This window comes from Spirosoma litoris, assembly GCF_054776755.1.
Map to the genome: position 1 here is coordinate 101,093 of NZ_BAAHBI010000029.1, position 23,617 is coordinate 124,709.

Consider the following 23,617-nt stretch of genomic DNA (forward strand, 5'->3'; position numbering starts at 1 on the left):
TGCTGACGCATAATCTGTTCGTTGTGGTCGATCTTCTCACTACTCGCTCCTAACTCCTTACTACTTCTTATCCCACTACCTTTTTAAATCCATCCATGAAAATGGCCATTTCGTCCATGGTGCCAACGCTAACGCGGCAGTAGGGTTGCCCATTGAAATCGCGGGTTTGGATACCAATGCCTTGCGCAAACATTTGACCTTCAAACGACTTGGTTTTCATGCGAATCGGGAACAGGATGAAATTCGTTGAGGATGGAATCACCTCATAACCCAGATCAGACAGTGCTTTGGTCGTATAAGCGCGGGCTTTGGCGTTTTCGGCGCGGCAATGATTTTGCCAGTCGATGTCTTTGTAGCTGGCGATACCGGCCATCAGCGTGGTGATGCTCACGGCAAAATCGCCGTTGGTATAGGCTTTCAGCGTTTTCAGCGTATCGGGTTGTGCGATGGCATAGCCCAGACGTAAACCGGCAAATCCATGAATTTTCGAGAAGGTGCGAGCCAGAATAACGTTCATACCTTCGGCCACCAGTTTACCTAGCTTTGGACGGTCGGCAGGTTCGTAGAAATCGATGTAGGCTTCGTCGATGAATACAGGAACTTTAGGTGACACCTCCCGAATGAACGCTTCGAGTTCAGGGGTTGGGATAATCGTGCCCGTTGGGTTGTTTGGGTTAACGATATAAACCAGCTTCACGTCGGGCGTAATGTTGGCTTTGATTGCGTTCAGGTCAAACTTATACTCTTTCGTCATCGGCAACGCCTTGATCTTCGCCCCTTGTTTTTCGGCCCGCTGGAGCAGGTCATCGTAAGTCATGGTGCTGGTCAGGATTGTGCCGCCCCCTTTGGCGAAATGATCGGCTGCCGCCATCAGAATATCTGAGGAACCTGGAGCCATCATGATATTAGCAGGCTTTACGCCGTCGTCGGTAGCAATAAGCGATTTCAATTGCCCGAATTCCATCCAGGCGTAACGGTTGCCAACTTCAGTTGCCTTAATGATAGCTTCTTTGGCACTGGCAGAAATACCTAACGGATTTTCATTGGCAAATAGTCGTGCCCGCAGTTTGGGCATCTTGTCGAAAGGGTCATCGGCAAAGGCAAACTCATTGGTGAACCCTGAAACCAATGGTGCAGTAGGCCGAGCGGCTTCGGCGGGAGTGAATCGGCTGAGGCCAAGGCCAGCTGTTAAAAGGCCGCTGGCGCGTAGCCAATCCCGGCGAGTTAGTTGTGATGACATGGTTTTTTGTATTAATTCCGGATAAAATAAGAGTAAAGACAAATATAACTCCTTAGTAGATAGGGTTTTGTGAAAGTACGAATTAATGCCAACAAAAAAGCGTCTTCGACTAGAAAACGCCTTTAAATTATTTCGATAATTACATATTGATCGAAATTTATATAAGTATAATTCTGTATTGTCGAAATAAAAGACGTTGGTTTTAGGAGGGATTGTTTTATATATGGGATTGGGTGAATGGTACTTAGTTCGCAATGTGAAGCTATTGGGTTAGTCATGATAAACCTGCTCGGATTAGTTCTGTATTAGTTGGCTTGCTGCAAGGATTACCTGTGCGTTTATACTCAAAATACAAGGTCGATTTATCCGTAAACAGAAGAAGGTCGCTGAGTGCTCAGCGACCTTCTTCTGTTTACGGATAAAACTAGCAAACCCTCACAAGGCGTTACTGGCTGCTACGAGTTAGCTCTATTTTCTATAAATCCATTGAATCTTACCCGTAGCCGTTGCTGTACTGGAGATAGGGATAGTATAGCTTAAAGGAGTAACTTGAGTTAGCTCTTCAACATTTTTAGTTTTAGCATAAGTATACGCATCTTGGGCACCTCCATCATATTTTAAATTCAACGTGTTATTCGTATAATCCCATGTTCCTGTACCATCCTGTACGTAAAGATTACGATAGTTTTCAGTAAACGTGTTATCTGAATATATATCTAAAGTGGAACCTTCTGAATCCAGATAATATAAATCTACTCCTTGCCCATTTATAGCGCTTAAAGAAGCGGGGAAACCACTTGCAATGCCTCTGTTGAGCTCCCAACGGCCTACTACTGGTGAAGCTGCTACTGGATCGCTTGATTTAGAACAGGCACTCAAGCCAATTATGGCTGCTACAAAAAAACATAGAGGATACAGGTAACGCTTCATAAGCAGTTGATTTTGATGGATGCGAGTCAAAAAAAGAATAAGTGCTGGTAAGCTACAGAAAAAACGAATAAAACAATATCCCTTATACGCCGAAAGTAGACTTTTTGATGCAATGCTAACTCATAATAGTCTTTGCATGTATAGGGAAATCTGTAATAAAATTCTGTTTTACAGGTTTTTAGGGTTTAAATATTTATCAAACCATTGTAGATATCGATCCACACGATCTTTCTGATAACTAGGTACCGTAATGCCATGATTCTGACCCGGATAGATGATTAATTGCGTCGGAATACCTAATGAGCGCAACGCCTGAAACATCTGTTCGCTACCTGCCGACGGTACATTGAAGTCTTTTTCGCCCGCCATAAACAGAGTTGGTGTCTTGATCCGATCCGCTTTCAGGAATGGGTACGACAGCTTCAGCCATTTGTCGGTGTTTTTCCAGGGAGCGCCCAATTCCGTTTCGTACTGGTTGGTGTATTGGTCGATGCCATACATCGAGAGTTGTAGTGAACTCCCGGCACCACTAGCCGCAGCTTTAAAACGGGTATCGGTAGCGATGGTGTAATTGGTCAGGATACCCCCATAACTCCAGCCGCCAATACCGAGTCGGTCGGGGTCGGCGATACCTTTCTCAACAACATAATCGGCAGCGCCCAGAATATCCTGCACCTCTTTGTTGCCCCAATCGGCGTAGATCGCTTTGGTGTAGTCGAGACCACGGCCATTGCTACCCCGATAGTTAACTGCAACTACCGCATAGCCACCAGCCGCGAGTAGTTGCCGGGTCAGGTCAAACGAAAATTCATCCTGCGACACGGGGCCACCATGAATGTAGAAAATGGTCGGCAGTTTTTTGCCCGATGGTGTGTTGGCTGGGCGATAGAGGACGTTGGATACCTGCGTGCCGTCTTTACTTTTCGAACTAAACCCTTCGACAGTAGCCAACTCAAGCGGGGTCAGGAAATCATCATGGACGCGTGTCAGTCGCCGGGGAGTTCCGTTTTCAATCGCGTATAATTCGCCGGGTGTTTGTGGGTCGGTCATAAGGGCAACCCAATTACCGTCGGGTGTTGATTCCAGATTGCTGAATACCCGATTGCCGCCGGTTAGCCCAGCAAATTTTCCTTCAGGAAAGGTATAGCGGCCAATGTACGTTTGCCGATCATCCTGTACTTGTATCGCAATCGATTGGCCATCTTTGGACCACTTCGGGTTACGAACGGGACGATCCAGCGTTTTGGAAAGAAGGGTAGTTTCGCCACCTTCCCGACTAATAACGGCCAGAATAGGTTGATCATACATGATGAAATTGCCGGATGCCGTTGACCGAAGATACGCGATGTACTTGCCATCGGGACTCCAGACCGGGTTGTTGTCGGAACCTGTCCAGGTTGTTAGCTGCTTCATGGCTGCCCCTTTACGGGCCTCCATTACGTATAGGTTCGTGTTTTCATTCCGATCAGGATCATCGCTTCGGTTACTCACAAACGCTAGTTGCGATCCATCCGGCGACCAGGCCGGGGATGTTTCATCATAGATGCCTGTCGTTAATGTATCGATCTTTTTCGTGGCGACATCAAATGAATACAAGTGAACAGCGCCTTTTTCCAGATAGCCTTTTACATCTGCCTTAAAATGGTACCGGTCGAGTACATAGGGTTTCCGGACTTTGGTTTTCGCGGAGTCGGCATAATCGGGATCGCGTAGAACCAGGGCGATCTTTTTACCGTCCGGCGACCAGACGTAATCTTCCAGATCGGTTTTTAAGTCGGTGAGTTTTTTGGCTTCACCCCCCCGGCGATCCATTAGCCAGATTTGCCCTTTGGTAGCACCCTGCCGCGCCGATACAAAGGAGATGTATTTTCCATCGGGACTGAACCGAGCTCTTGATTCACCATCCGGACTATTCGTGAGCTGAACGGACTCCTTACCATCCCAGCTCACCATCCACAAATCAGAATTACGTTTATCTTTTGTGGTATCCACCGTCGATAGGCCATAACTAATCCATTTGCCATCGGGCGAAACCTGCGGATCGCTGACGGTCTGTAATCGGTAGATATCCTTTGGCGTCATAGGACGCTTTTTAGTCGGCGCCTGCGCAAGGCTGGCAAATGCCGATAGGGTCAGGGAGAAGACTAAGATTGATCGGGTCATATTGATAAAAAGAGACTATGTATCTGTATCTGTGATAGCACGAACGTAGACGTTCGCGTTATCCTACATTATCCTGCTAACTCTTTCAGCGCTTTTACAAACTGGTCCAGCTCGGCAGTAGTCGTATACAGGTGAGGAGTTATGCGCACCCCCTGTATACCAGCGCTTGGGTAATCAATGGCAACGGTGAAAATTTTATACTTGTCGAACAGCACTTTTGCTAAGTCGGCGGGCGGCTTTCCGGCTATCCCAACGTTGGCAATGGCGCAGGAGCGAGCTGGGTCTTCGGAGGTATTTAGTACAATATTGGGGTGGTGCCGCACCTGATCGGTCCAGTAGTGTTGCAGGTAGCGAAGCCGGGCTTCTTTTCGTTCGAGACCAATGGACTCCTGAAATCGGATGGCGTCCTGAATCGCCAGATCGGTGGCTACCGGGTGGGTTCCGGTATGATTCAGTTTACGAATATCGTTGTCGGGAACGCTGCTATCGGCGAACATCGGCCAGAGGGAAGCGATTTTGTCTTTCCGAACATACAGGATACCCGCCCCCAGGGGAGTACCCAGCCATTTGTGTAAACTGCTGGCGTAATAATCACAGTTGCCGAGGTCGCTTAGTTTATAATTGAACTGTCCAAAGGCGTGCGCGCCATCGACCAACACCTCAACACCCTGTTTGTGGGCCATCTCGGTTATCTTACGAATCGGCAAAATCTGACCCGTAATGTTGACCATGTGGCAAACCATGAGCAGGCGGGTTTTGGGTGTGATGGCTTGCTCGTACAGACTCACAATTTCCTCATCGGACTTGGGGTGGTTGGGCAACGAAACCGTTTTGTTGACAATACCATGCCTTCGCGCCTGAAGCTTGAACATATCGAGCATGGCACCGTAATCCTGCATCGCCATGATGGCTTCGTCACCTGCTTTCCAGCTCAGTCCACCAATAACCGTATCCAGCGATTCGGTGGTGTTTCGGGTGATAATGAGTTCATCAGGTGAGCAGCCTAGTAAATTGGCCAGTTGCGTTTGCGACTCACGCTTATCCGCAAACTGGCGGGTTCGCATATAATAAGACGATACAGCGTTTACAGTCTGAATGTGTTTCAGGTAGCTATCCATCACGGGTTGCGCGGCCAGTGAATAATAGCCGTTTTCGAGCTGGATAAACTTATCCGTTACGGGATATGCCGTTCGGATTTTGCCCCAAAACTCTTCCTCTTTTGCCAGCGTACGGGCTGGTATATATGCCACATTCGCCAGCGTTTCTTCCAGATCTGCCCAGGTCGATAAGGCAGCCGTACCGACGAGGGATTTAAGAAATTGTCGTTTAGAGAGGGAAGGCATGAGAAAGGAGTTGAGGTTGTGAAGAAAAAACTATTGAACACAGAGATCACAAAGAAAAAAGTATTAAAACTCTGTGTTCTCTGTGGCTCTGTGTTCAATAAATATGAGGCTGTTTAAACTTTTCTTTCAATGGCTTTTTTGTCATCCCGACGCAGGAGGGATCTTCGGGTGAGTCTATTGGCTAATCTGTCCCCGAAGATCCCTCCTGCCGCACCGGCGGACCGGTCGGGATGACAAAAAAGCACTAATTATGGCTGGATTAGAAAAAGTTTAAACAGGTTCTCTATTTACCGCAAATTAGGTACGGGCAATACGGGCAAACCTTCATTTCCATCTTCGCTAACGGCCTGCACTGCGAAATAATAATTGTCCTTTGAGAAGGGCAGGGTCATTCCAAGTTTGGTTGTGAAGAATTTCTTCTGCCAGAAAGGCCAGTACGTTTCGCGCATCAGTACGTAATAACCTTTCACCTTGCCCGCCTGAGGAGCCTGCCAATACAGCACCGTCGCGTTGGTTAAATTCCGCACATCAACTGTCACTTTCTGAGGTACCGTTGGCGATTTGGCCAGATTGGCGAGTGTTGCCAGATTGACCGCTGTGTTTTTACGCAGATATTCGAAATCCATGAACTTGGGATAATCACCGAACTCTGTACCATTTTCGGTACGTAAATCCTGATGCTGGTGTTCGTAGTTTTCGTTCATCTCGGTCATACGCACAGCTGCGAAACCCCGTTGAACATAAGGTGTATGATCGCCCCCACGCAGGTAGCGGTCGTTGCGGTACACCATCACCACTTCCAGATTCTCGACGTAGCGTTCGCCAATTTCTTTCAGATAACGGGCGAGCGTACGGGCTTTTCCGTCGTTTTCATTACCAAATCGTTGAATCTGACCGATTCGTCCAGTGGTATCTTTGAGCAAGCTGGCAGGCAGACCTTCGCTGAAAACGCGGAGTCGGGTATTGTCAATAATACGGGTATCGCTGCTGTTGTTGCTGCCCATAATATCGTTGTTCAATACAGCTTCCAGATTCCATTTTTCTTTAACCGCCCGCTCCGACAAGTGTTCGGCACCAAGCAGACCCTGTTCTTCGCCCGTCAGCGTAACGAAAATAACCGTAGCCGGAAACGACGATTTGCTCATCACGCGGCAAAGCTCAATGACGGCAGCTGTTCCCGAGCCATCATCGTTAGCGCCCGGCGCGTCTGATTCGCGGTTCATGACGTTGGTAACGCGGCTGTCCATGTGGCCTTGTACAATGAAAACCCGGTCATCGTTAGGATCGGTGCCTTTCAGGGTGGCCATCACGTTGCCCATATTGGCGGGTTTATCCACACGTTTGCCATCGGGTTGTAGTGTCCAGGTATCGAGGGTAGCGGTCATGCGGCCGCCCGATTGTTTGGCATATTGATTGAACTTACCCAGAATCCATTGGCGAGCGGCCCCTAAGCCTTTTTTGGCAACCTGCGCATTGGCATCCGTAGGGACACTCAAGGTATGACGGGTTCCGAAACTAACAAGTCCATTGATGTGCGCCCGCAGGCTATCGGCCGAAACCTGACTGACTAGATCGGCGATTTGCGGGTCTCGATTTAAAATCGTTTGGGCGTTGAGTAGGGGAGAAAGAAGAAAGAATGGAAGAAAAAAAGGAAGTAACGTTCTGGTTTGCATGTGTTTGCTGATTATCTCAGCGAAGCTAACAAAAAAGCGCAAACCAAGGGCCTACGCTACCAGGAAATGCCCGAGATGTTGCCTAGAATGACCAGGATAAACCTGCTCCTACGGCAAATTGCCCGCTTATTGGTGTTTGAGCGGCCGATATACTCACCCGGGGTTGCCGAAGCATCTCGTTATAGCGCGTAACGGCCTTGCTCACCTGACCATTACCGATGATAGCGAGTGTCAGCGAGGCCGCTATGGAGCCACCATACACCGACCAGTAGGTGCCATTATTTCGATTACTGGTTAACAGGATATAGGCTAACGGAGCAATGGCCGTCAAACGACTCAAGGTTGTTAGGGTGCGAAATGCCTGGAAATGATGCGATACATCGGGATCATTTAGTTCGTAAAACGGGATTTCCAGCGAATAGGGTGACGAGAGCCTTTTCCCACCATAGAAATACACACTTCCAATTGACGATGAGCCGAAGGCGCGTTCGATAGGCAACAGATGCGCCGGAACAGGTATGTTACGATAGTGTGAGGTATCGTCGTCACGTCGTCGTTGCTGGGCGTACGTTGATAACGATAGGAGTAGTGTGGTGAGCAGTAAAACGGTTCGCATAGGAGTAAAACGGAAAAATGCACACTAGAGCTACAGCAGAATGTAAAAATAATGACGCTCTCGTAGAAAGCGTCATTTGTAAATGATAAACGGAAAGGAATAGCCCTGTACGGCGCTACTTCACGACCTTCAACGTTCCCTGCATCAGTGATGAGTGGCCAGGGAATGAGCAAACGAACTGATAATCGCCGGGTTCAGTAGGGGCGAGGAAATAGATCGTTTCGGATGTTTCGGGTTGAAGAATGTTTGTGTGAAACAAGACGTTGGGCGAATTGGGGACGTAATTCATTTTAGGGCCGTTCAGGTTCAATCGCAAAGCTGCATCGCCAACGGCATTAGCTGCGCCTGGTTTAGTAATGACGCAGTTGTGCAGCATATCGTCGTTGTTGTTGAACACGAGTTTGATCTTGCTGCCTGCTTTTACTTCCAGCTTATCGACGTCAAATTTTAGCCCTGGTTTGGTGCCGATGGTCAGGGATTGATCGGGGCCGTTGGTCCAATCGGCGGGCATTGTTACAACGCGTTTGGCGTTGACGGCTTTCACGTTTTTGGCAGCTGTTGTAGCGGCCTTTTTCTCCATCGCCATCATATCGGCATGTTCGTATTTCGCGATGGCAACAGCCCGTGCAGAGAGCGTTAATTTTTCACCTGGCGCAATAGCATTCAGCGTGTAGTAACCCGTTGCATGCAACAGTGGCATGCTTCCCGAAGCTGATCGAATGCCTTCGGCTTTTAATTCATGAATAAAGCCTTCCCGAAGAACGGTATCGGCAACGATGCGGACACTCATGCCATCGGGAGCAACCACTACCCCGCGAATAGGGACGGGTTTCGCATCTTCAATCGGACTGCCGTAGGTTCGGTGATACCGATAGGTGAAGCTGTTCAGACTATAGCTTTCGGGGTTTTCAGCCGTTTTACGATCAACAGGCAGCGTAAACGTTACTTCGAAACCGTCGGGTTTGGACGTGATCGTTTTCATTTCGAAGGGTGTTTTGCCGCTCCAGACCAACCGCTGGATACCGTATGGGTCTTTCCCGGTAGCCGCCCAGCCTCGGCTTGTCATCCCCACGAACATGGAGCCATCCTGCCCCCAAACAGTACGGATAATGCCCGATTGAAAGCCTTCGCGGAAGGGGAAACAAGCGCCCTGCCACTCGCCGTTTACTTTTTCAAGGGCTACGCGCATGATTTTGCTGTGGCCCTGATCACCAACAAAAAGCTGATCGCTAAAGGGACCGAAAGCGCCATTTGTTGTGTCTTGTTTGAAATCGGAAGTGGAAATACCCATGAGTGTATGCGGGAACCACACGGCCGGAACCTTCAACTCTTTGATCGTTTTAGCGACTTCAAACATAGGTTTGCCCGTACTCGGTACATCTTCGGGTTTGAGGGCTAAGGGCGAACCCGGCTCCCCCGACCAGCGAAGACCGGCTGGGTTACCCGCAAAAGCGCCTTTCGTTAAATGAGTCATCCGGCCTGATCCGACCCAGTCGCCCTGGTTTTCGGTGTAGAGAATACTGCCATCGCGAAGAATACCGAAACCGGCTGGTGAGCGAAGACCGGTTGCCCAAGGCGTCATTTCCCCTTTTTCGGTCAATTTGAGCATCCAGCCGCGCCATTTAGCCAGGCTGGCTCCATAACCAATCCAGTCGAGGTTGAGCGTAATGACCATATCGCCATCGGGCAGCAGAAGCGGGCCATAGCTGTATTCATGGTAGTTACCCGATAGCGGCCATTTGTAGAACGAACTATATTCATCGGCTACGTCGTCGCCATCGTTATCGACCAGCTTGGTTACCTCACCCCGTTGCGTACACAGAAAATATCCTTTGGGATGCCATATTAAACCCAGCGGCTCGTGCAAACCCGACGCAAACTTTTTGAAGGTAGCCACCCGGCTGCCCTGCATGTAGGGATTACTGATTAACCAAACATCACCCCGGCGTGTACAGACCGCTAATCGGCCATCGGGTAGCGGAGCCATACCGCCCACTTCGAGTTTGATATCTTCAGGAATGGGTATGGTGATGATCCGGTAATAATCTTCCTCACTCGCCGGGCGTTGGGCGAAAGAAAAATGAGAGAATGAGAGAATGAGTGAATGAGCGAATATAAGCACCGCTACACGCATTAGCTTATTCATTCTGCATTGTACAGTATACATTGTCAATTAGTTTAGGCAATTCGTAATCCGTTTTGGGTTGGGCGTTCGGTTTGGAGCAGGGTTACGGTACCATCGTCGGCAACGGCTCCCAGCACCAGACATTCGCTCATAAAGGTGGCAATCTGTTTGGGCGGGAAATTGACTACTGCCACGACTTGCCTGCCAATCAGATCATCTGACTGATAGAGTTTGGTTAGTTGCGCCGATGTTCGCTTCGTGCCCAATTCGCCGAAATCAATCGTCAGTTTATAGGCTGGTTTGCGCGCTTGTGGAAACGATTCGACCGCAATAACGGTGCCCGTCCGGATTTCCACTTTCTCAAAGTCTGCCCAAGTGATTTGGTCATTCATAGTCAAAGGGTGGTCAGGAATGGTCAAAAGTGGTCAGGCAATTGTCAGATGATAGTCAAAAGTTGTATGTAGTCGATTCCTGACGACTACTTGACCAATCTTGACAATACTTGCCCGTCTAAAATACAATCGAATAGTGCACCGAACCAGTTCCGTTTTTTAAGTCGACAGGCAGGAGCAACTCTTGCTTGCCGTTGCTCTGGCGCATTTTTACTTTCGCTTTTGGATCGATCTGAATGTAATAACTCCGGTCATTAACGGCATATAAACCTTTGCTGACTTCCTCTATCACTGATCCGGAAGCCACCCGACAATAAGGCGCTCCCGTGGGTGAGCCTGCCAATGTTAACGTCCGAACCAGCGCGTTCCCTTCTGCTCGCGTAGCGTCTGTAACAGTGGCGCCCGCTAGCGTATACGTAAGCATAGGAACTCCCTGCTTATTGATGCTCAATCCTTTGTATTGCAGAATGTTTTCGCCCACACTATCGGGCCAGGCTGCCGCGTCGTTCGTTAGCACCATCAATGGTGTTTGAGCGGGCAAATAAACGGGAGGTCCCAGTGGCGCTAAGAGTTGCGGCTCACCACGTTCGTACCACATTTCGGTTGTATTGGCAAAGTCGCCTTTCCAGACTTGCAGTAACGCCATCTGATTCAGATCGACCGTGTAGTGAATGCCAACGGGCGAACCAACCGACAAACTATGCGTCCGTTTCGTTTTCTCGCCGGGCAGTTGCACAAATGAACGAATGCGCTGAACCTGGTTTCCGGCATCGCTGAAATCGGGGTTTACGCTAACAACCGCCACCGGATCAGGTTCTGGGAGCGAAGTCGGTGCGTGCAGCGGTTGTGGGCGTGTACCAGCCTGCGATACATACAGGCCCAGACCTGGCCGGAACCAGGAGCGAGAGAAATAGACCTTTATGTCATGAGGCCCCGCCGTTAGGGGAATAGTATTCGCATTGGGCATCCCCAATTCAAGGTGGTTAATCGGCAATACTTCTTTGCCGTCAATCCATAAAGCGGCTAGTCCGCCCTGATTCAGATCAAAACGGTAATCGCCTGTTTGCAAAGCGTTTAATTTTCCTGTGAAAAAGATAGTGTATTGGCGAGGCTGACCATACGAGACTTCGTAGTTCAACAGGGCGGTCGTATCCTGTTTCAGGACTTTCTTCTTCACAGCTTCTTCAGGACTCTGGATATATCCCCCTTCGACAATGGTGTAGCTCAATGGACCGGCCCATTGCGCGACAATGCGGGGCGTCATTACCCGGTAACCAACGTTTCGTAACGCCACCGATCCTGTTTTTGCCATGATTGTAAGGGGGCCAAGTGCCGTTCCTGCTACCGTTTGTCCTTCGCGTACGGTTACTCCGTTGATCGCGAGTTTTTCGAGCATAGAAGATGACTTGGTCGTACCGATTTTGTACCACAATTCAACTGTCTGCCACAAACCAGGAGCTTTCAGTATCCGGGCAATTTCCTGCGAATGAGCCAGACTAATCGACTGGCCGTTGGGTAAGGTAAGCACGACATCGGCACCAGCTGTCATCAGCGTCTCGAAACGCACGCGAAAGTCAGCTGTTGGTGTCAGCAGGGTTAAGGGGGCGCTGGAACCGACCAACACATTGGCTCCTGATGTGGTCTTCATGGACGTGCTCTCTGCATTTGGCGACACCGACCCTACCAATTGCCAGCCAGCCGGACGGGTTAATTGAGCTAGTGATACGGGTGGTAAATCACTCTGAGCGTATACAGGTACCGACAGTAGCCAGCCTAACGATAATGCGGCTATTTGTCGAGTCATTAAGGTGACGAGTTTATTCATTTGCCTGGGAAAAATAGCCGGGTCATTATAGATACTTTCCAAAATTACCGAAATAGAACGGTTTGCGGATTTGATTAAAAAACTTTTAGTGAAAATCGCCCGTTTAGGTAGGCATACTGCAAACTCAATCCTATTCATTATGAAAGCAGCTCTGCTTTTATTGACGGCTGTAACCTCAGTCGTTGCAGGCCCCCAGAAACCGATCAAATCACGGCCTTCATCAACAGCTATTACGCATGTCCAGTCTGTAAGCCCTCCTGATAACGGAGCTATTAAATTAGCAAGTGGTTTTCAGGCAACGGTCTTTGCCGATAACCTCGGAAAAGCACGACACATGGCTGTGGATAAAGCGGGAACGGTTTTTGTTAAACTAGAAAAACTCAATGAGGGCAAAGGTATTGTTGAGTTGATGGACAGCAATGGCGACGGGAAATCCGACCAGACGGTGATGTTTGGTACCAATACCGGTACTGGAATGGGGATTTATAATAATTATCTCTATGCTTCTTCAGATACGTCGGTTTACCGCTATAAACTGACCGACGGGAAGGTTCTGGAAACCACACCTGCCGAACCGATTATTGTAGGGCTGACCCTCCAACGCCAACACGCGAGTAAATCACTGGCTATTTCGCCGGATGGAAAACTGTTTGTGAATTTCGGCGCGCCATCGAATGCCTGTCAGGAGAAAGACCGTCAGAAAGGTTCGAAGGGGATGGACCCTTGCCCCATTCTGGAAGAGTACGGCGGCATCTGGGTTTTCGACGCGAATAAACTGAACCAACACAAAGCCGATGGCAAACGCTATGCAACGGGTATTCGGAACGCCGTTGCCCTCGACTGGAACACGGCCACCAATACGCTCTATGCCCTGCAACATGGCCGGGATAATCTGAATAACTGGGGCGGTGTATTTACCGATGAAGTAAGTGCCGAACTGCCTTCCGAAGAATTTCTGATGGTAAAAGAGGGGTCGGATTTTGGTTGGCCCTATTGTTACAACGACCATTACAAGAACAAGAAATTTCTGGCTCCTGAATATGGTGGCGATGGCACCAAAGAGGATCGTTGCGCTGGAAAAGACAAACCCATCATGGCGTTTCCCGGCCATTGGGCACCTAATGATTTGTTGTTTTACACCGGCAATAGCTTCCCCGCTCGTTACAAAAACGGTGCCTTCGTGTGTTTCCACGGCTCCTGGAACCGGGCACCCCTGAAACAGGGCGGTTATTTTGTGGCCTTCATTCCGTTCGGGAAAGATGGTCGTCCGTCGGGTAAGTACGAAGTCTTTGCCGAAAACTTTGCAGGTGTTCCCGAACTCGGCAAGCCAGGTACTGACGTGAATGCCGGAAAACTCGATCTGGCTAGCCCCGGCGATGCGGTAGCCCGGCCTGTAGGATTGGCGCAAGGTCCTGATGGCGCCTTATACATTAGTGATTCTGTGAAAGGGAAAGTCTGGAAGGTTAAGTATGCTAAAAAATAAATAATAGATACAAATTCTTGTTTGGCCCGCGCTGAAATCGTTTATTTCGGCGCGGGTTTTTTATTCCCCTGCTTATACATCTATGTCCGTAACCTTTGTCGAGCAATTTGATAATGTTCTTGACCTAATCCGGCAGGCCCAACAACGGGCACTCCGGGCTGTAAATGCCGAATTAGTTGATTTGTATTGGCGCATTGGGCAGTATGTAAGTGATAAAATTGCTCAGGCAGAATGGGGTGATGCAACTGTTCAGGAATTGGCCAATCATCTTCGTAAGAAAGAGCCAGCACTGCGTGGCTTTGATCGTCGGAACCTCTACCGGATGAGGCAATTCTATGAAGCTTATAAACATGATGAATTTGTGTCAACAGTGTTGACACAAATTCCCTGGAGCCATCATTTGGCTATTATGTCTAATTCAAGAGATAAAAAGGAGCGCCTTTTTTATATGCAGGCAACTATCAAAGAGGGCTATACTTTTCGGGAACTTGAACGGCAGATTAAAAGCGGTTTGTATGAACGAACGATGTTGGCCAATAAAACATTACCATCAGCCATTCGGGCTTTGCCGCAAGATGTGTCAGGAATTTTTCGAGACAGTTATATACTGGAGTTTCTAAATGTGCCGGATGAGCCAGTTTATGAACGCGATGTACAAAAAGGACTCATCAAACAGATGAAGCAGTTTGTCATGGAACTAGGCCGGGATTTTTTATTTGTAGGTGAAGAGTTTCGATTGCAGGTAGGAATGAGTGACTTCTACGTTGATTTACTGTTCTTTCATCGAGATCTCTGCTGTCTGATCGCTATCGAATTAAAGATGGGGGAATTTAAACCAGACTATATTGGTCAGATAAATTTTTACCTGGAAGCCCTTGATCGGGATGTGCGGAAAGCTCATGAAAATCCAAGTATTGGCATTTTACTTTGTAAAGAGCGAGATTCGGAAGTAGTAGAGTATGCACTGAGCCGCAGTTTATCGCCAACATTAGTGGCTGAATATCAGACTAAATTGCCCGATAAACAGTTGTTGCAAGCTAAACTCCATTCGTTTTTGGAAAATACCACTGAGCTTTGATGTAGAAAAGGTGTGCTTATAAGGTATTTTTCACCTTCGATCGTTATTATCGTGCCACCGCCTTTTTTATCTAAAGCCACCCGTTCGATTATGAATTCAGAAAATCCTGATGCACATGAGCCTCCCTATACGCCCAATTCTGAGTCAAGGCCACCTAGAGCCCAGCAGTCCAATCCGTTAGAGCTGCTCAAACCCCGCGGAGGCTATTTAATAACGCCCATACTTATCTGGCTGAATGTAGGCATATTCCTACTTATGGTTATTAGTGGGGTAAACGCCCTGGAACCGAGTGGCGAAGACTTAGTTAAATGGGGGGCTAATTATTCACCCTTAACAATCGGTGGGCAGCCGTGGCGATTGCTGACTTGTTGCTTTCTTCATATTGGGATCATTCATCTGGTGTTCAACATGTATGCACTGATGCAGATTGGGCCTATTCTGGAGCCATTGCTGGGTAGCCGTCAGTTTACAATAGCGTACCTTACCGCAGGCTTAATGGGTAGCGTTGTGAGCGTTTGGTGGCATGATGTTGTCAATGGAGCAGGCGCGTCGGGGGCTATTTTTGGCATGTATGGCGTATTCTTGGCCCTCCTGACGACTAACTGGCTTGAAGCTACCGTACGTAAGGCGTTGCTACAAAGTATTCTGATTTTTGTCGGGTTCAATTTATTCGTGGGGATGCAGGCACACATCGACAATGCAGCCCATATCGGCGGGTTATTGGCCGGGCTGTTTACGGGGTATGCCTATTATCTGTTTGTGCTACGCTCCAATCAACCGGCAAGCCGAGCCCTTTTGCCAATGATTATTCCGCCGGTGTTGGCAATAGCGCTGGCGGTATTGGTCTATACGTATAAGTCGAATCCACTTGCTGATTTTGATCGACTGATGGGGCGGTTTAACAAGCTTAATGGTCAGGCGATGAGTGTTTTTCAGCTACCGAAAACAACCCCAGCGGCTGAGGTGGCTAAGGCAATTAACGATCAGGGGATTGTGGCTTGGGAGGAAGCTATTATCCTACTCGATGAGGCTGATAAACTTGACTTGCCGAATGGGTACCATCAGCATACGAAATTGTTACGCCAGTATACTACGTTACGATTGAAAAGCTTTAAACTTCTACAACGTTCACTGGCGGATACGACCCATATTTACGACAAACAGATTGGACTTTACGACCAGCAAATCGCAGAAGTTTTAAGTCAGCTGAGCGCGAAAAAGAAATAAGCTAACTAAGGGAGTTTCGCCAGTTCGTCGGTCAGGAATTTCTGGAACCGTTCCTGCAAGCTCTGGTAATAGGTTAGGTATTTCTCACCTTCTTTGGTCACGATGGTTCCCCCGCCCTTTTCGCCCCCAGTTTGTGTAATAACGAGTGGCGAATCGGCTTGTGTATTCATAGAGTGTACCATTTCCCAGGCCCGTTTGTACGACATGTTCATGGCTTTGGCGGCCTGATTGATAGAGCCTGTTTGCTGAATGTGCCCAAGTAATTCCAGCCGACCAATGCCCATAAACCGTTCGGCAGAATCGTTGGAGAGGGTTTCGAGCCAGATGCGGCCGTTGATGCGAAGGTTCATGCCGAATGCAGAAATTGGTTCTGGCGGCTAAAGTACAACGATAAATTAATTGACTACCCGCTTCACCTTCATTTGTCGGAAAGCGCCTTTCAGTTTTGCTAACTCTTTATTCGTTAAACTAATTGAATCTTTGGCCTGTTGGCTTAGGCGTCGGGCGGCACTGTCGGACAGAAACCAGCCTAGCGGATACTTGTCATTGTAGGCAAGGCGCAGTGTCAGGTAATTCGTTTTGGGGTTGTCGAAGCGGTTCATAAACGAACTGAACATATTATCGCGGGTGGTCGAGCCATTGTCCCAGGCATTGAAAAAGCCCAACAGAGGTATCTGAATTGCCTGTACAATGGAACGCTTTTGAGGGAGCTTGCCAATGGTGTGGCTATTCTGAATAAAGAGAATGTAAGGAATAACGGTAACACTCTGGGCCGTATCGAGCTGACGGATAAACGGGACGAGGTTATTCAGAAGCTGCATACACGTTTCAACGCCCGAATTATCGAAATAGCCACCATCGACAACGTGCCCGCCATAGCGCTTTTTTCGTCCACTCCCCAGTAATGTATCTTTCTGGATCAAACCGCCATTGGTCACAATCGGGAAACGACTGCACAGAGATGCAGCCGTTTTGAGAGGGACATCAGTACCCAATACATCCAACGTAGAGACTACATTTTTAAAATAACCCGGATCAAGTTGCAGGTTTGAAGTGACGATTTTCTGACCCGACTCAGCCAGCGTACCATTGAGCAGGAGTGAAGGCAGGTTGTAATTATAACCCGTAGGGGTTTGGTACAATTGCGTTAGCGACGAATCGAGGGTGGGGAGCCCAAGATTATCGGTGTAGGAATCTGCCCAGGAGTCTTCGAGCCATTTTGCCCGCTCAAGGGTGGGTAATGGAGTAGGCACGATCCGTTGGATCGATTCGGGAAATAGCAAAGCCGCCGACACTGCCGATAAATAATCGTCGCGAATGACATTTCGGAATTTCTCAAATCGACCTGTACGTTCTGTCTCGGCGACATCGCGCAAGAAAGCTGTGTAAAATACTGTTCCAACACCCCCGCCCGATACCCCACTGAGCGCATACACATGGCGGCTAAATCCCGGAATAATGGAATCGAGTCGAATGAGGGTTTCGGCCGTCCAGTTCAGCGCCCGGATACCTCCTCCTTCGGCAGCTACCAGTACCAACGGTATGGTGTCTCCTTCTTCCTGCTGGCGGGCGGCAATCCATTGAGCAAAATGTGCCTGAATGGTTGGCCGTTGCGTTACGGGCAAGACAGATGGCTTCGTGGCCCGCCGGACGGTGGTGTTGTCATTAAACGCACTGATAACAATTAAGTAAACCAAGACAATCAGCATCAACGGTCGATAGCGGTAGTCATTGAAATAAATGATGAGGCTACCGACGAATGTGTACAGGGTAATCCCGAAAATGATAATGGCCGTCGGGCGGAAACTTCGGGCAATACCCCAATCGACGGGTAAGCTGAACAGAACAATCAGGAGTAGGCTCAATACCAGCCCGCCCGTGGTGACCACCCGGCCAAGTGGGTTTCGCCAAAGTGCCCGTATGTCTTGCGTGAAATTGGTATAGCGTTCTGAAAATTTCCAGCGTGCAGGCAGGGCAAAAACGGGTACATAGTGCTCAATCGATAAAAAGACGATTAGCATCAGACAGCTTTCGAGAACCAACAGGTACGATTGCCAGTGATCGGGTTTCCAGAAGGCATAAGCCAGAATGAAGGGCGGAATCATGCCCCCCAGTTTGGGAAGCCATCGGAGCAGTAAATCACACTCACTATTTAGCCGTAAGCCAACGGGCGAAATATGTAGGATCATGCGTGTGCAGCCATAGACCATCCAGCTCCAGATAAAGGTACTCAGCAAAATGAACTGGAAAAGTCGACTCAAAATGCCGTCGTCGATTACCGCATTGATCATATCGTCGGCCTGATCGGGTACGGTGAGTACGTACAACGAAATTAGCAGCGTAACAATGATCAGAAATGCTTTTCGCTGGGTTTGGTAAAACGCGATGACGTAATTCCGGAATTGTCGCGAAACGGTAGGAGGGCCAATGGGCTGCACAGGAAATTGGATTGATCCGTCAATTTGTTGAATGTAATTCTTTGCTACGTATGGGTAGCTAAACCAGTAGTAATTTTTCGCGAAAAACTACTGAAATGCCATCCGCCTTATACGCATCCCGTCGTACCTTTCGGGCGATAGTTTACTCGCCTAGTTCGCCCCTAATCGCACTGCCTGTCTGCGATCTCGGCGACCCGTCCCCACTATCCCGCTGGTTATGGACAATGTTGAGTTACTCTCCCGAATTCAGTTCGCTTTCACCATTGCCTTTCACTACATCTACCCACCCCTGAGTATTGGCTTAGGCGTTTGTCTGGTAATTATGGAAGGGTTGTATCTAAAAACAAAAGACAAAGTTTATGAAGAGTTGACCCGGTTCTGGGTCCGAATTTTTGCCCTCATTTTTGGGATTGGTGTCGCTACGGGTATTGTTATGGAGTTTGAGTTCGGTACGAACTGGGCTACTTACTCCCGCTACGTGGGTGATATTTTTGGCTCCGCGCTGGCGGCCGAAGGTATTTTTGCCTTTGCGCTTGAATCGGCGTTTTTGGGTATCCTGCTGTTCGGTTGGAACAAAGTAAGTCCACGAGTCCATTTTATGGCGACCGTATTGGTAGCGCTCGGCTCTATTTTCTCGGCGCTTTGGATTGTAGTCGCCAATTCGTGGCAGCAAACGCCTTCTGGTTATCGGATTGAAGGAACAGGCATGGAGGCCCGCGCCATTGTTACCGACTTCTGGGCGATGGTTTTTAACCCGTCGTCGGTGGAGCGGTACTCACATGTGTTGATTGGCGCTTTGCTAGCCGGTTCGTTTTTGGTACTTAGCGTAAGTGCCTGGTATATACTGAAAAAGAAATACCTTGTTCATGCCGAAGCGGCCTTTCGGATTGCACTTTGGGTGGCAGCCATATCGGCGCTGGGGCAACTGTTCACCGGTAGTAAATCGGCGGAGGTGGTTACAAAATACCAACCCGCGAAACTCGCGGCTATGGAAGGGCATTTCGAGAAATCGGCCCCCGGCGATATGTATCTGATGGGTTGGGTAGATGCGAAGGAGCAGAAAACCACAGGGTTAAAAATTCCCGGTGGTTTATCGTTTCTAGTTCATCACGACGTCAATGCGCCTATTCCTGGTCTGAACAGCATAAAACCCGAAAATCGCCCAACGGCGGTCAACTTCGTGTTTCAGACTTACCACATCATGATTAGCATTGGTATGTTGTTGATTGGGCTGACGCTTCTTGGGTTATATCTACTCTACCGAAAAAAACTCTTCCAGACGCGCTGGCTGATGGGCGTTTTTGTGTTCTCGGTTTTACTGCCTCAAATTGGTAATCAGGTAGGCTGGTACACGGCCGAAGTGGGGCGGCAGCCGTGGGTTGTGTATGGATTGTTGCGTACTTCTGATGCGCTGTCGCAGGCTGTTAAAGCCGAACACGTGCTGGCATCACTCATTATGTTTACCTTTATTTACGTGATGCTATTTGTCTTGTTTCTGTACTTACTCAACAAGAAAATCCAGCACGGCCCCGATGTGGTTTCTGACGATGAAACCTCCTCGCGCATGAACCCGTCAATGTCGCCGATTTTTAATGAGTGAAAGAGTGAATGAGTGAAAGAGCGAAAAGCTGCCGCCCCCTTCACTCATTCGCTCTTTCACTCATTCATTCTTTCACTCATTATTTATGGATACCGTTCTCGGAATCGATCTTCCCACCTGGTGGTTTTTGCTGATTGGCGCGCTGATCAGCGGGTATGGCATTTTAGACGGCTTCGATTTGGGAGCTGGAGCGCTGCATCTGTTTTTTCGAAAAGAACAGAGCCGACGAATTGCGCTCAACGCGATTGGGCCAGTTTGGGATGGTAACGAAGTCTGGCTCGTGATTGGCGCGGGTTCATTGTTTGCAGCTTTCCCGCTTGTGTACGGCACCATTTTGTCGGTATTTTATTTGCCCTTCATGTTGTTTCTGGTGGCCATTATCTTTCGGGGTATCTCGATTGAATTTCGGAGTAAGGAGAAAATGAAATGGTGGCATCAACTGTGGGATATTAGCTACTGCGTGTCCAGCATTGTGATTTCATTACTGCTAGGATTGGTTTTGGGGAATCTGATCCAAGGGCTTCCTCTCAACGCTAAGCACGAATTTGTCGGTCGACTGCGCGACTTTTTCAATCCTTATGCTGGGCTTATTGCTGTTACCGTGTTATCGCTGTTTATGATGCACGGAGCCATGTATCTGCTCATGAAAACCGAAGATCGACTTTATGCGAAACTGACGATTATTGCCAATAACACCAGTAAGTTTTTCATTCTGTGCTTTATGGCTACGTCGATGGCGACGCTCATTTATGTACCGCACATGACGGCTATTTTCAAGGCATATCCTGAACTCTTTGCACTAGGCATAGCTGCCGTATTGATTGTCCTGAATATCCGCCGAAGCATCGAAAAGCGGCAATATCGGCGGGGTTTCATTTCTTCGTCTGTGACTACGGCCCTGTTACTGATTCTGTTTGCAATGGGGCTTTACCCCAATTTAGTCCTATCGAATATCGACCCGAAAGGTAGCATCAGCATTTACGAGGCTGCGTCGTCAGATGGCTCGCTGCGGACAATGCTCCTGTTTGCCGCCATTGGGATGCCGCTGGTTGCTACCTATACCGTATTTATGTTCTGGACCTTTCGGGGGAAGGTGAAGCTGGAAGAACATAGTTATTGACTTGTTACCCGCTCACCTCTCCGTAACGCATTCACCAGATTATGTGCCCGGCGCGTGGGTTCAGGAATCCGATAGCCACCATCGCACGCCAGGGTTAACGAAATGGCAGTTTCCAAATCAATTAGGTGACCGGGCGATACATACACTGGATTGACTTTGTTTTTCGTTCGTAAAGCCGCGCCGATAACCTCACCATAATGCTTCATCAGCGACCAGTTACCACGTTCCAATGCCGGTTCATCGTACTTGCCAACCAGCACCGATTTACCACAACCAAATGTGGGGCGGTTCAGGAAAAGCCCGGCGTGTGAAGCAATTCCGATTCGCCGTGGGTGCGCCGTGCCGTGACCATCGAACATGACCACGTCGGGTTCAATGGTCAGCTTTTGCCAGGCTTGTAGTAGCGAGGGAATCTCGCGGAACGACAGTAGACCTGGAATATAAGGAAAGGGCGCAGTGCTAACGACGCCTGCTTCTTCGATGGTTTCGAGTGTATCGAGTCGAAGGACAACGATGCCGGCGTAGACGGTTTCCTCAAACTTATTGAACGAAATGTCGCAGCCTGCAATAGTTTTGGGCTGTTTGGCCAACGGCTCAATGCGAATCTGGGAACGCAATTGCTGTTGCAGGGCGACGGCTTCGGTGGGTGTTACGTTCCAATCGTGAAGAGGTTGATAACTGGCCATAGAATAGGTGGGGTTTATTACATAACACCTGTGGATGGACAACAGTTATTCAAGCAAGGGGTTTCTAACAGGATAAAACAAGATTTAATGAGAGAAGTAATCCTGTTTTATCCTGTTAATCCTGTCAGAAACTACTTCTGTTCCCGAATTAACCTTGCCACAAAGCTCAATTGAGCATCGGTATGCGTCAGAATGTTCGTTCGGGTGGTCGGAACATCATAATCGGGTAGTGTGCCGTGACCTTTCTGCTTCGATTCGGGCACGGCGTTGTTGTAATAAACTAATGGCGTTGTTACCTGTATTCCCGACTTGGGAAGAGGAAGCGTAATAAAACTACTTCCATTACCACCCTCGTAGGCACCACCCGATTCGGAGCCAATAAATATTCCGACTTTGTTGGCGTGTGCTACGGCCAGAAATTCCGACGCGGTTGAGGCACTTTCGCCATCCATTAACACGTAAACCTGACCTTTAAACCGATTGGGCTTGGGGGCGTACCGTTTAGGCGTTCGGCCGGTCGAATCGATGCCGCTGTCTTGCCTGAGAGTAAATGTACCATCGGGTTCAGGCGTCAATTCGTTCTTTGCATTCTGTCGGTCAGCTTCGGAAAGGTCTGAAAACGTAAGAAACTCACTACTACTACCCTCGCCATTGGTGATGCTATGCTGACGAGTGTAATAAGGAACGGCAGAATCGGTTTTCATCAGATACGTGAACAATTCAATACCCTGGCTATCCCAGCCACCCGTATTTCCTCTGACATCGATAATAAGATGCCGTATGCGCTGCTTCTCGATTTTGGCCATGCTTTTGTCCATGAAAGCCTGGAAGGTAGTGATGGCTTCTGCTCCGTTTTTAGCGCCTTCGCCACCAAACCCATCGAACCGAAGAATAGCCGTGTTGGCTAGTGTGTCGGGGAAACTGAGTCGCCAGGGGTGTTTATGCTTTTTGTTGACGTACCAGACCACCATCTGCTTATTGACGGGATTTTTGATCATTTGCCGGAGCGATTCGCTGAAGGGCTTGGCGGGTGCCTTTACCTGAAGCGTATCACCCGTTAGGCTGCGGAACGTGAGCGAAAACTGATCTGGCTGGCCAATAAACCAATAATAAAACAAGTTAAAAAACTCACCTCGCAGTTGGCTCTTCGAGGATTGGATATACCCATCGGCCCAATGTTGACGGTACAACTGCTGCCGGACATCGTCTATCGATTGTCCGTTGATGCTCAACAGTTCAAAGCCAGGTTTGATGGTTTGATCAGTTGTTCCGTTCAACAATACGAAGACATGCTGCTGAGTAGATAGTATAAAAAATGGAATGGTTTTCTGGACTTTATTAAATTGCATTCGCCAGTCTTTTTGCGGTACCGGATGCGTATGGGCACAACGAATGTCGGCCAGTAGACCATTGATCGTTTTGAAGAAGCTGTAGAAAGATTGTGGTTTCGTAAAGGACCGATCAAGGCTGTCCAGCTTGGCCTGCATGCTGGCTTTGGCTGTGTAACGATACAAGCCCGGATGCGTTTCTTCCAGCAATCGACGGAGGTAACGGAAGTCAGCTTGCATAGCTGCCGGTTGCAGGACTCGGGTTGATAAGGAATCCGTTCCCGGCTGAGCATTCAGAGGGTAAGCGAGGAGGAAAAGGAGAGTGCAGTAGAGAAGTTTCATGGATTTAA

The 23,617-nt window shown here is 48.7% G+C and carries 18 protein-coding genes; 5 read left to right on the forward strand and 13 right to left on the reverse strand.

Annotated elements, in window-relative coordinates; all coding sequences use genetic code 11:
- Positions 1–67: 67 nt before the first annotated feature.
- From ACYVGR_RS17400 to ACYVGR_RS17440, 9 genes are all read right to left on the reverse strand, one after another.
- Entirely contained in the window at positions 68–1,240 is a 1,173-nt protein-coding gene (locus ACYVGR_RS17400; RefSeq protein WP_460958914.1) for a pyridoxal phosphate-dependent aminotransferase, read from the reverse strand.
- A gap of 468 nt (positions 1,241–1,708) precedes the next feature.
- A complete protein-coding gene (locus ACYVGR_RS17405; protein WP_460958916.1) occupies positions 1,709–2,170 on the reverse strand; it encodes a hypothetical protein in 462 nt (153 codons plus the stop codon).
- A gap of 168 nt (positions 2,171–2,338) precedes the next feature.
- On the reverse strand, positions 2,339–4,333 hold the full coding sequence (locus ACYVGR_RS17410; RefSeq protein WP_460958918.1) for an alpha/beta fold hydrolase: 1,995 nt from the start codon (positions 4,331–4,333) through the stop codon (positions 2,339–2,341).
- 68 nt (positions 4,334–4,401) lie between these two features.
- The gene (locus ACYVGR_RS17415) at positions 4,402–5,676 is read right to left on the reverse strand and encodes an aminotransferase class V-fold PLP-dependent enzyme (protein WP_460958920.1); all 1,275 of its coding nucleotides are present in this window, start codon (positions 5,674–5,676) and stop codon (positions 4,402–4,404) included.
- A 287-nt stretch (positions 5,677–5,963) separates the two neighbouring features.
- Positions 5,964–7,349, reverse strand: a complete 1,386-nt coding sequence (locus ACYVGR_RS17420; RefSeq protein ID WP_460958922.1) for a M28 family metallopeptidase — start codon at positions 7,347–7,349, stop codon at positions 5,964–5,966.
- Positions 7,350–7,431: 82 nt separating this feature from the next.
- On the reverse strand, positions 7,432–7,965 hold the full coding sequence (locus ACYVGR_RS17425) for a hypothetical protein (RefSeq protein ID WP_460958924.1): 534 nt from the start codon (positions 7,963–7,965) through the stop codon (positions 7,432–7,434).
- Positions 7,966–8,080: 115 nt separating this feature from the next.
- Complete coding sequence (locus ACYVGR_RS17430) at positions 8,081–10,111, reverse strand: plastocyanin/azurin family copper-binding protein (protein ID WP_460958926.1); 2,031 nt, start codon at positions 10,109–10,111, stop codon at positions 8,081–8,083.
- A gap of 32 nt (positions 10,112–10,143) precedes the next feature.
- Positions 10,144–10,482, reverse strand: a complete 339-nt coding sequence (locus ACYVGR_RS17435) for a tRNA-binding protein (protein ID WP_460958928.1) — start codon at positions 10,480–10,482, stop codon at positions 10,144–10,146.
- A gap of 118 nt (positions 10,483–10,600) precedes the next feature.
- Positions 10,601–12,286, reverse strand: coding sequence for a PA14 domain-containing protein (locus ACYVGR_RS17440; protein WP_460958930.1), 1,686 nt, complete (start codon positions 12,284–12,286; stop codon positions 10,601–10,603).
- 160 nt (positions 12,287–12,446) lie between these two features.
- Between ACYVGR_RS17440 and ACYVGR_RS17445 the strand changes: the two genes are divergently transcribed.
- The 3 genes from ACYVGR_RS17445 (at position 12,447) to ACYVGR_RS17455 (ending at position 16,095) form a co-directional block, all read left to right on the forward strand.
- Complete coding sequence (locus ACYVGR_RS17445) at positions 12,447–13,790, forward strand: PQQ-dependent sugar dehydrogenase (RefSeq protein WP_460958932.1); 1,344 nt, start codon at positions 12,447–12,449, stop codon at positions 13,788–13,790.
- 82 nt (positions 13,791–13,872) lie between these two features.
- Entirely contained in the window at positions 13,873–14,868 is a 996-nt protein-coding gene (locus tag ACYVGR_RS17450) for a PDDEXK nuclease domain-containing protein (protein ID WP_460958934.1), read from the forward strand.
- A 90-nt stretch (positions 14,869–14,958) separates the two neighbouring features.
- Entirely contained in the window at positions 14,959–16,095 is a 1,137-nt protein-coding gene (locus tag ACYVGR_RS17455) for a rhomboid family intramembrane serine protease (protein ID WP_460958936.1), read from the forward strand.
- A gap of 5 nt (positions 16,096–16,100) precedes the next feature.
- On the opposite strand, the gene ACYVGR_RS17460 is transcribed toward ACYVGR_RS17455, so the two are convergent.
- Both ACYVGR_RS17460 and ACYVGR_RS17465 read right to left on the reverse strand, forming a co-directional pair.
- Positions 16,101–16,445: a winged helix-turn-helix domain-containing protein gene (locus ACYVGR_RS17460; RefSeq protein WP_460958938.1), complete on the reverse strand. Its 345-nt coding sequence runs from the start codon at positions 16,443–16,445 to the stop codon at positions 16,101–16,103.
- Positions 16,446–16,490: 45 nt separating this feature from the next.
- Positions 16,491–18,533, reverse strand: a complete 2,043-nt coding sequence (locus tag ACYVGR_RS17465) for a hypothetical protein (RefSeq protein ID WP_460958940.1) — start codon at positions 18,531–18,533, stop codon at positions 16,491–16,493.
- A gap of 217 nt (positions 18,534–18,750) precedes the next feature.
- Here ACYVGR_RS17465 and ACYVGR_RS17470 point away from each other — a divergent pair, with 217 nt between their 5' ends.
- Both ACYVGR_RS17470 and cydB read left to right on the forward strand, forming a co-directional pair.
- Positions 18,751–20,133, forward strand: a complete 1,383-nt coding sequence (locus ACYVGR_RS17470; RefSeq protein WP_460958942.1) for a cytochrome ubiquinol oxidase subunit I — start codon at positions 18,751–18,753, stop codon at positions 20,131–20,133.
- 85 nt (positions 20,134–20,218) lie between these two features.
- Positions 20,219–21,253 (forward strand): cytochrome d ubiquinol oxidase subunit II, encoded by a 1,035-nt coding sequence (cydB, locus tag ACYVGR_RS17475; protein ID WP_460958944.1) that lies wholly within the window; start codon positions 20,219–20,221, stop codon positions 21,251–21,253.
- Here cydB and nfi read toward each other — a convergent pair.
- Positions 21,247–21,939: a deoxyribonuclease V gene (gene nfi / locus ACYVGR_RS17480; RefSeq protein WP_460958946.1), complete on the reverse strand. Its 693-nt coding sequence runs from the start codon at positions 21,937–21,939 to the stop codon at positions 21,247–21,249. The two genes, cydB and nfi, sit on opposite strands and share 7 nt — an antisense overlap.
- Before the next feature lie 131 nt (positions 21,940–22,070).
- Positions 22,071–23,609, reverse strand: coding sequence for a S41 family peptidase (locus tag ACYVGR_RS17485; protein ID WP_460958948.1), 1,539 nt, complete (start codon positions 23,607–23,609; stop codon positions 22,071–22,073).
- Positions 23,610–23,617: the final 8 nt, after the last annotated feature.

Excerpts from the sequence above, each read along its gene's own strand:
- nfi (WP_460958946.1), bottom strand. The coding sequence starts at position 21,939 with ATGGCCAGTTATCAACCTCTTCACGATTGGAACGTAACACCCACCGAA.
- ACYVGR_RS17485 (WP_460958948.1), bottom strand. The coding sequence starts at position 23,609 with ATGAAACTTCTCTACTGCACTCTCCTTTTCCTCCTCGCTTACCCTCTG.
- ACYVGR_RS17405 (WP_460958916.1), bottom strand. The coding sequence starts at position 2,170 with ATGAAGCGTTACCTGTATCCTCTATGTTTTTTTGTAGCAGCCATAATT.
- ACYVGR_RS17435 (WP_460958928.1), bottom strand. The coding sequence starts at position 10,482 with ATGAATGACCAAATCACTTGGGCAGACTTTGAGAAAGTGGAAATCCGG.
- ACYVGR_RS17410 (WP_460958918.1), bottom strand. The coding sequence starts at position 4,333 with ATGACCCGATCAATCTTAGTCTTCTCCCTGACCCTATCGGCATTTGCC.
- ACYVGR_RS17450 (WP_460958934.1), top strand. The coding sequence starts at position 13,873 with ATGTCCGTAACCTTTGTCGAGCAATTTGATAATGTTCTTGACCTAATC.
- ACYVGR_RS17430 (WP_460958926.1), bottom strand. The coding sequence starts at position 10,111 with ATGAATAAGCTAATGCGTGTAGCGGTGCTTATATTCGCTCATTCACTC.
- ACYVGR_RS17460 (WP_460958938.1), bottom strand. The coding sequence starts at position 16,445 with ATGAACCTTCGCATCAACGGCCGCATCTGGCTCGAAACCCTCTCCAAC.
- cydB (WP_460958944.1), top strand. The coding sequence starts at position 20,219 with ATGGATACCGTTCTCGGAATCGATCTTCCCACCTGGTGGTTTTTGCTG.
- ACYVGR_RS17415 (WP_460958920.1), bottom strand. The coding sequence starts at position 5,676 with ATGCCTTCCCTCTCTAAACGACAATTTCTTAAATCCCTCGTCGGTACG.
- ACYVGR_RS17420 (WP_460958922.1), bottom strand. The coding sequence starts at position 7,349 with ATGCAAACCAGAACGTTACTTCCTTTTTTTCTTCCATTCTTTCTTCTT.
- ACYVGR_RS17400 (WP_460958914.1), bottom strand. The coding sequence starts at position 1,240 with ATGTCATCACAACTAACTCGCCGGGATTGGCTACGCGCCAGCGGCCTT.
- ACYVGR_RS17455 (WP_460958936.1), top strand. The coding sequence starts at position 14,959 with ATGAATTCAGAAAATCCTGATGCACATGAGCCTCCCTATACGCCCAAT.
- ACYVGR_RS17425 (WP_460958924.1), bottom strand. The coding sequence starts at position 7,965 with ATGCGAACCGTTTTACTGCTCACCACACTACTCCTATCGTTATCAACG.
- ACYVGR_RS17445 (WP_460958932.1), top strand. The coding sequence starts at position 12,447 with ATGAAAGCAGCTCTGCTTTTATTGACGGCTGTAACCTCAGTCGTTGCA.
- ACYVGR_RS17440 (WP_460958930.1), bottom strand. The coding sequence starts at position 12,286 with ATGACTCGACAAATAGCCGCATTATCGTTAGGCTGGCTACTGTCGGTA.
- ACYVGR_RS17470 (WP_460958942.1), top strand. The coding sequence starts at position 18,751 with ATGGACAATGTTGAGTTACTCTCCCGAATTCAGTTCGCTTTCACCATT.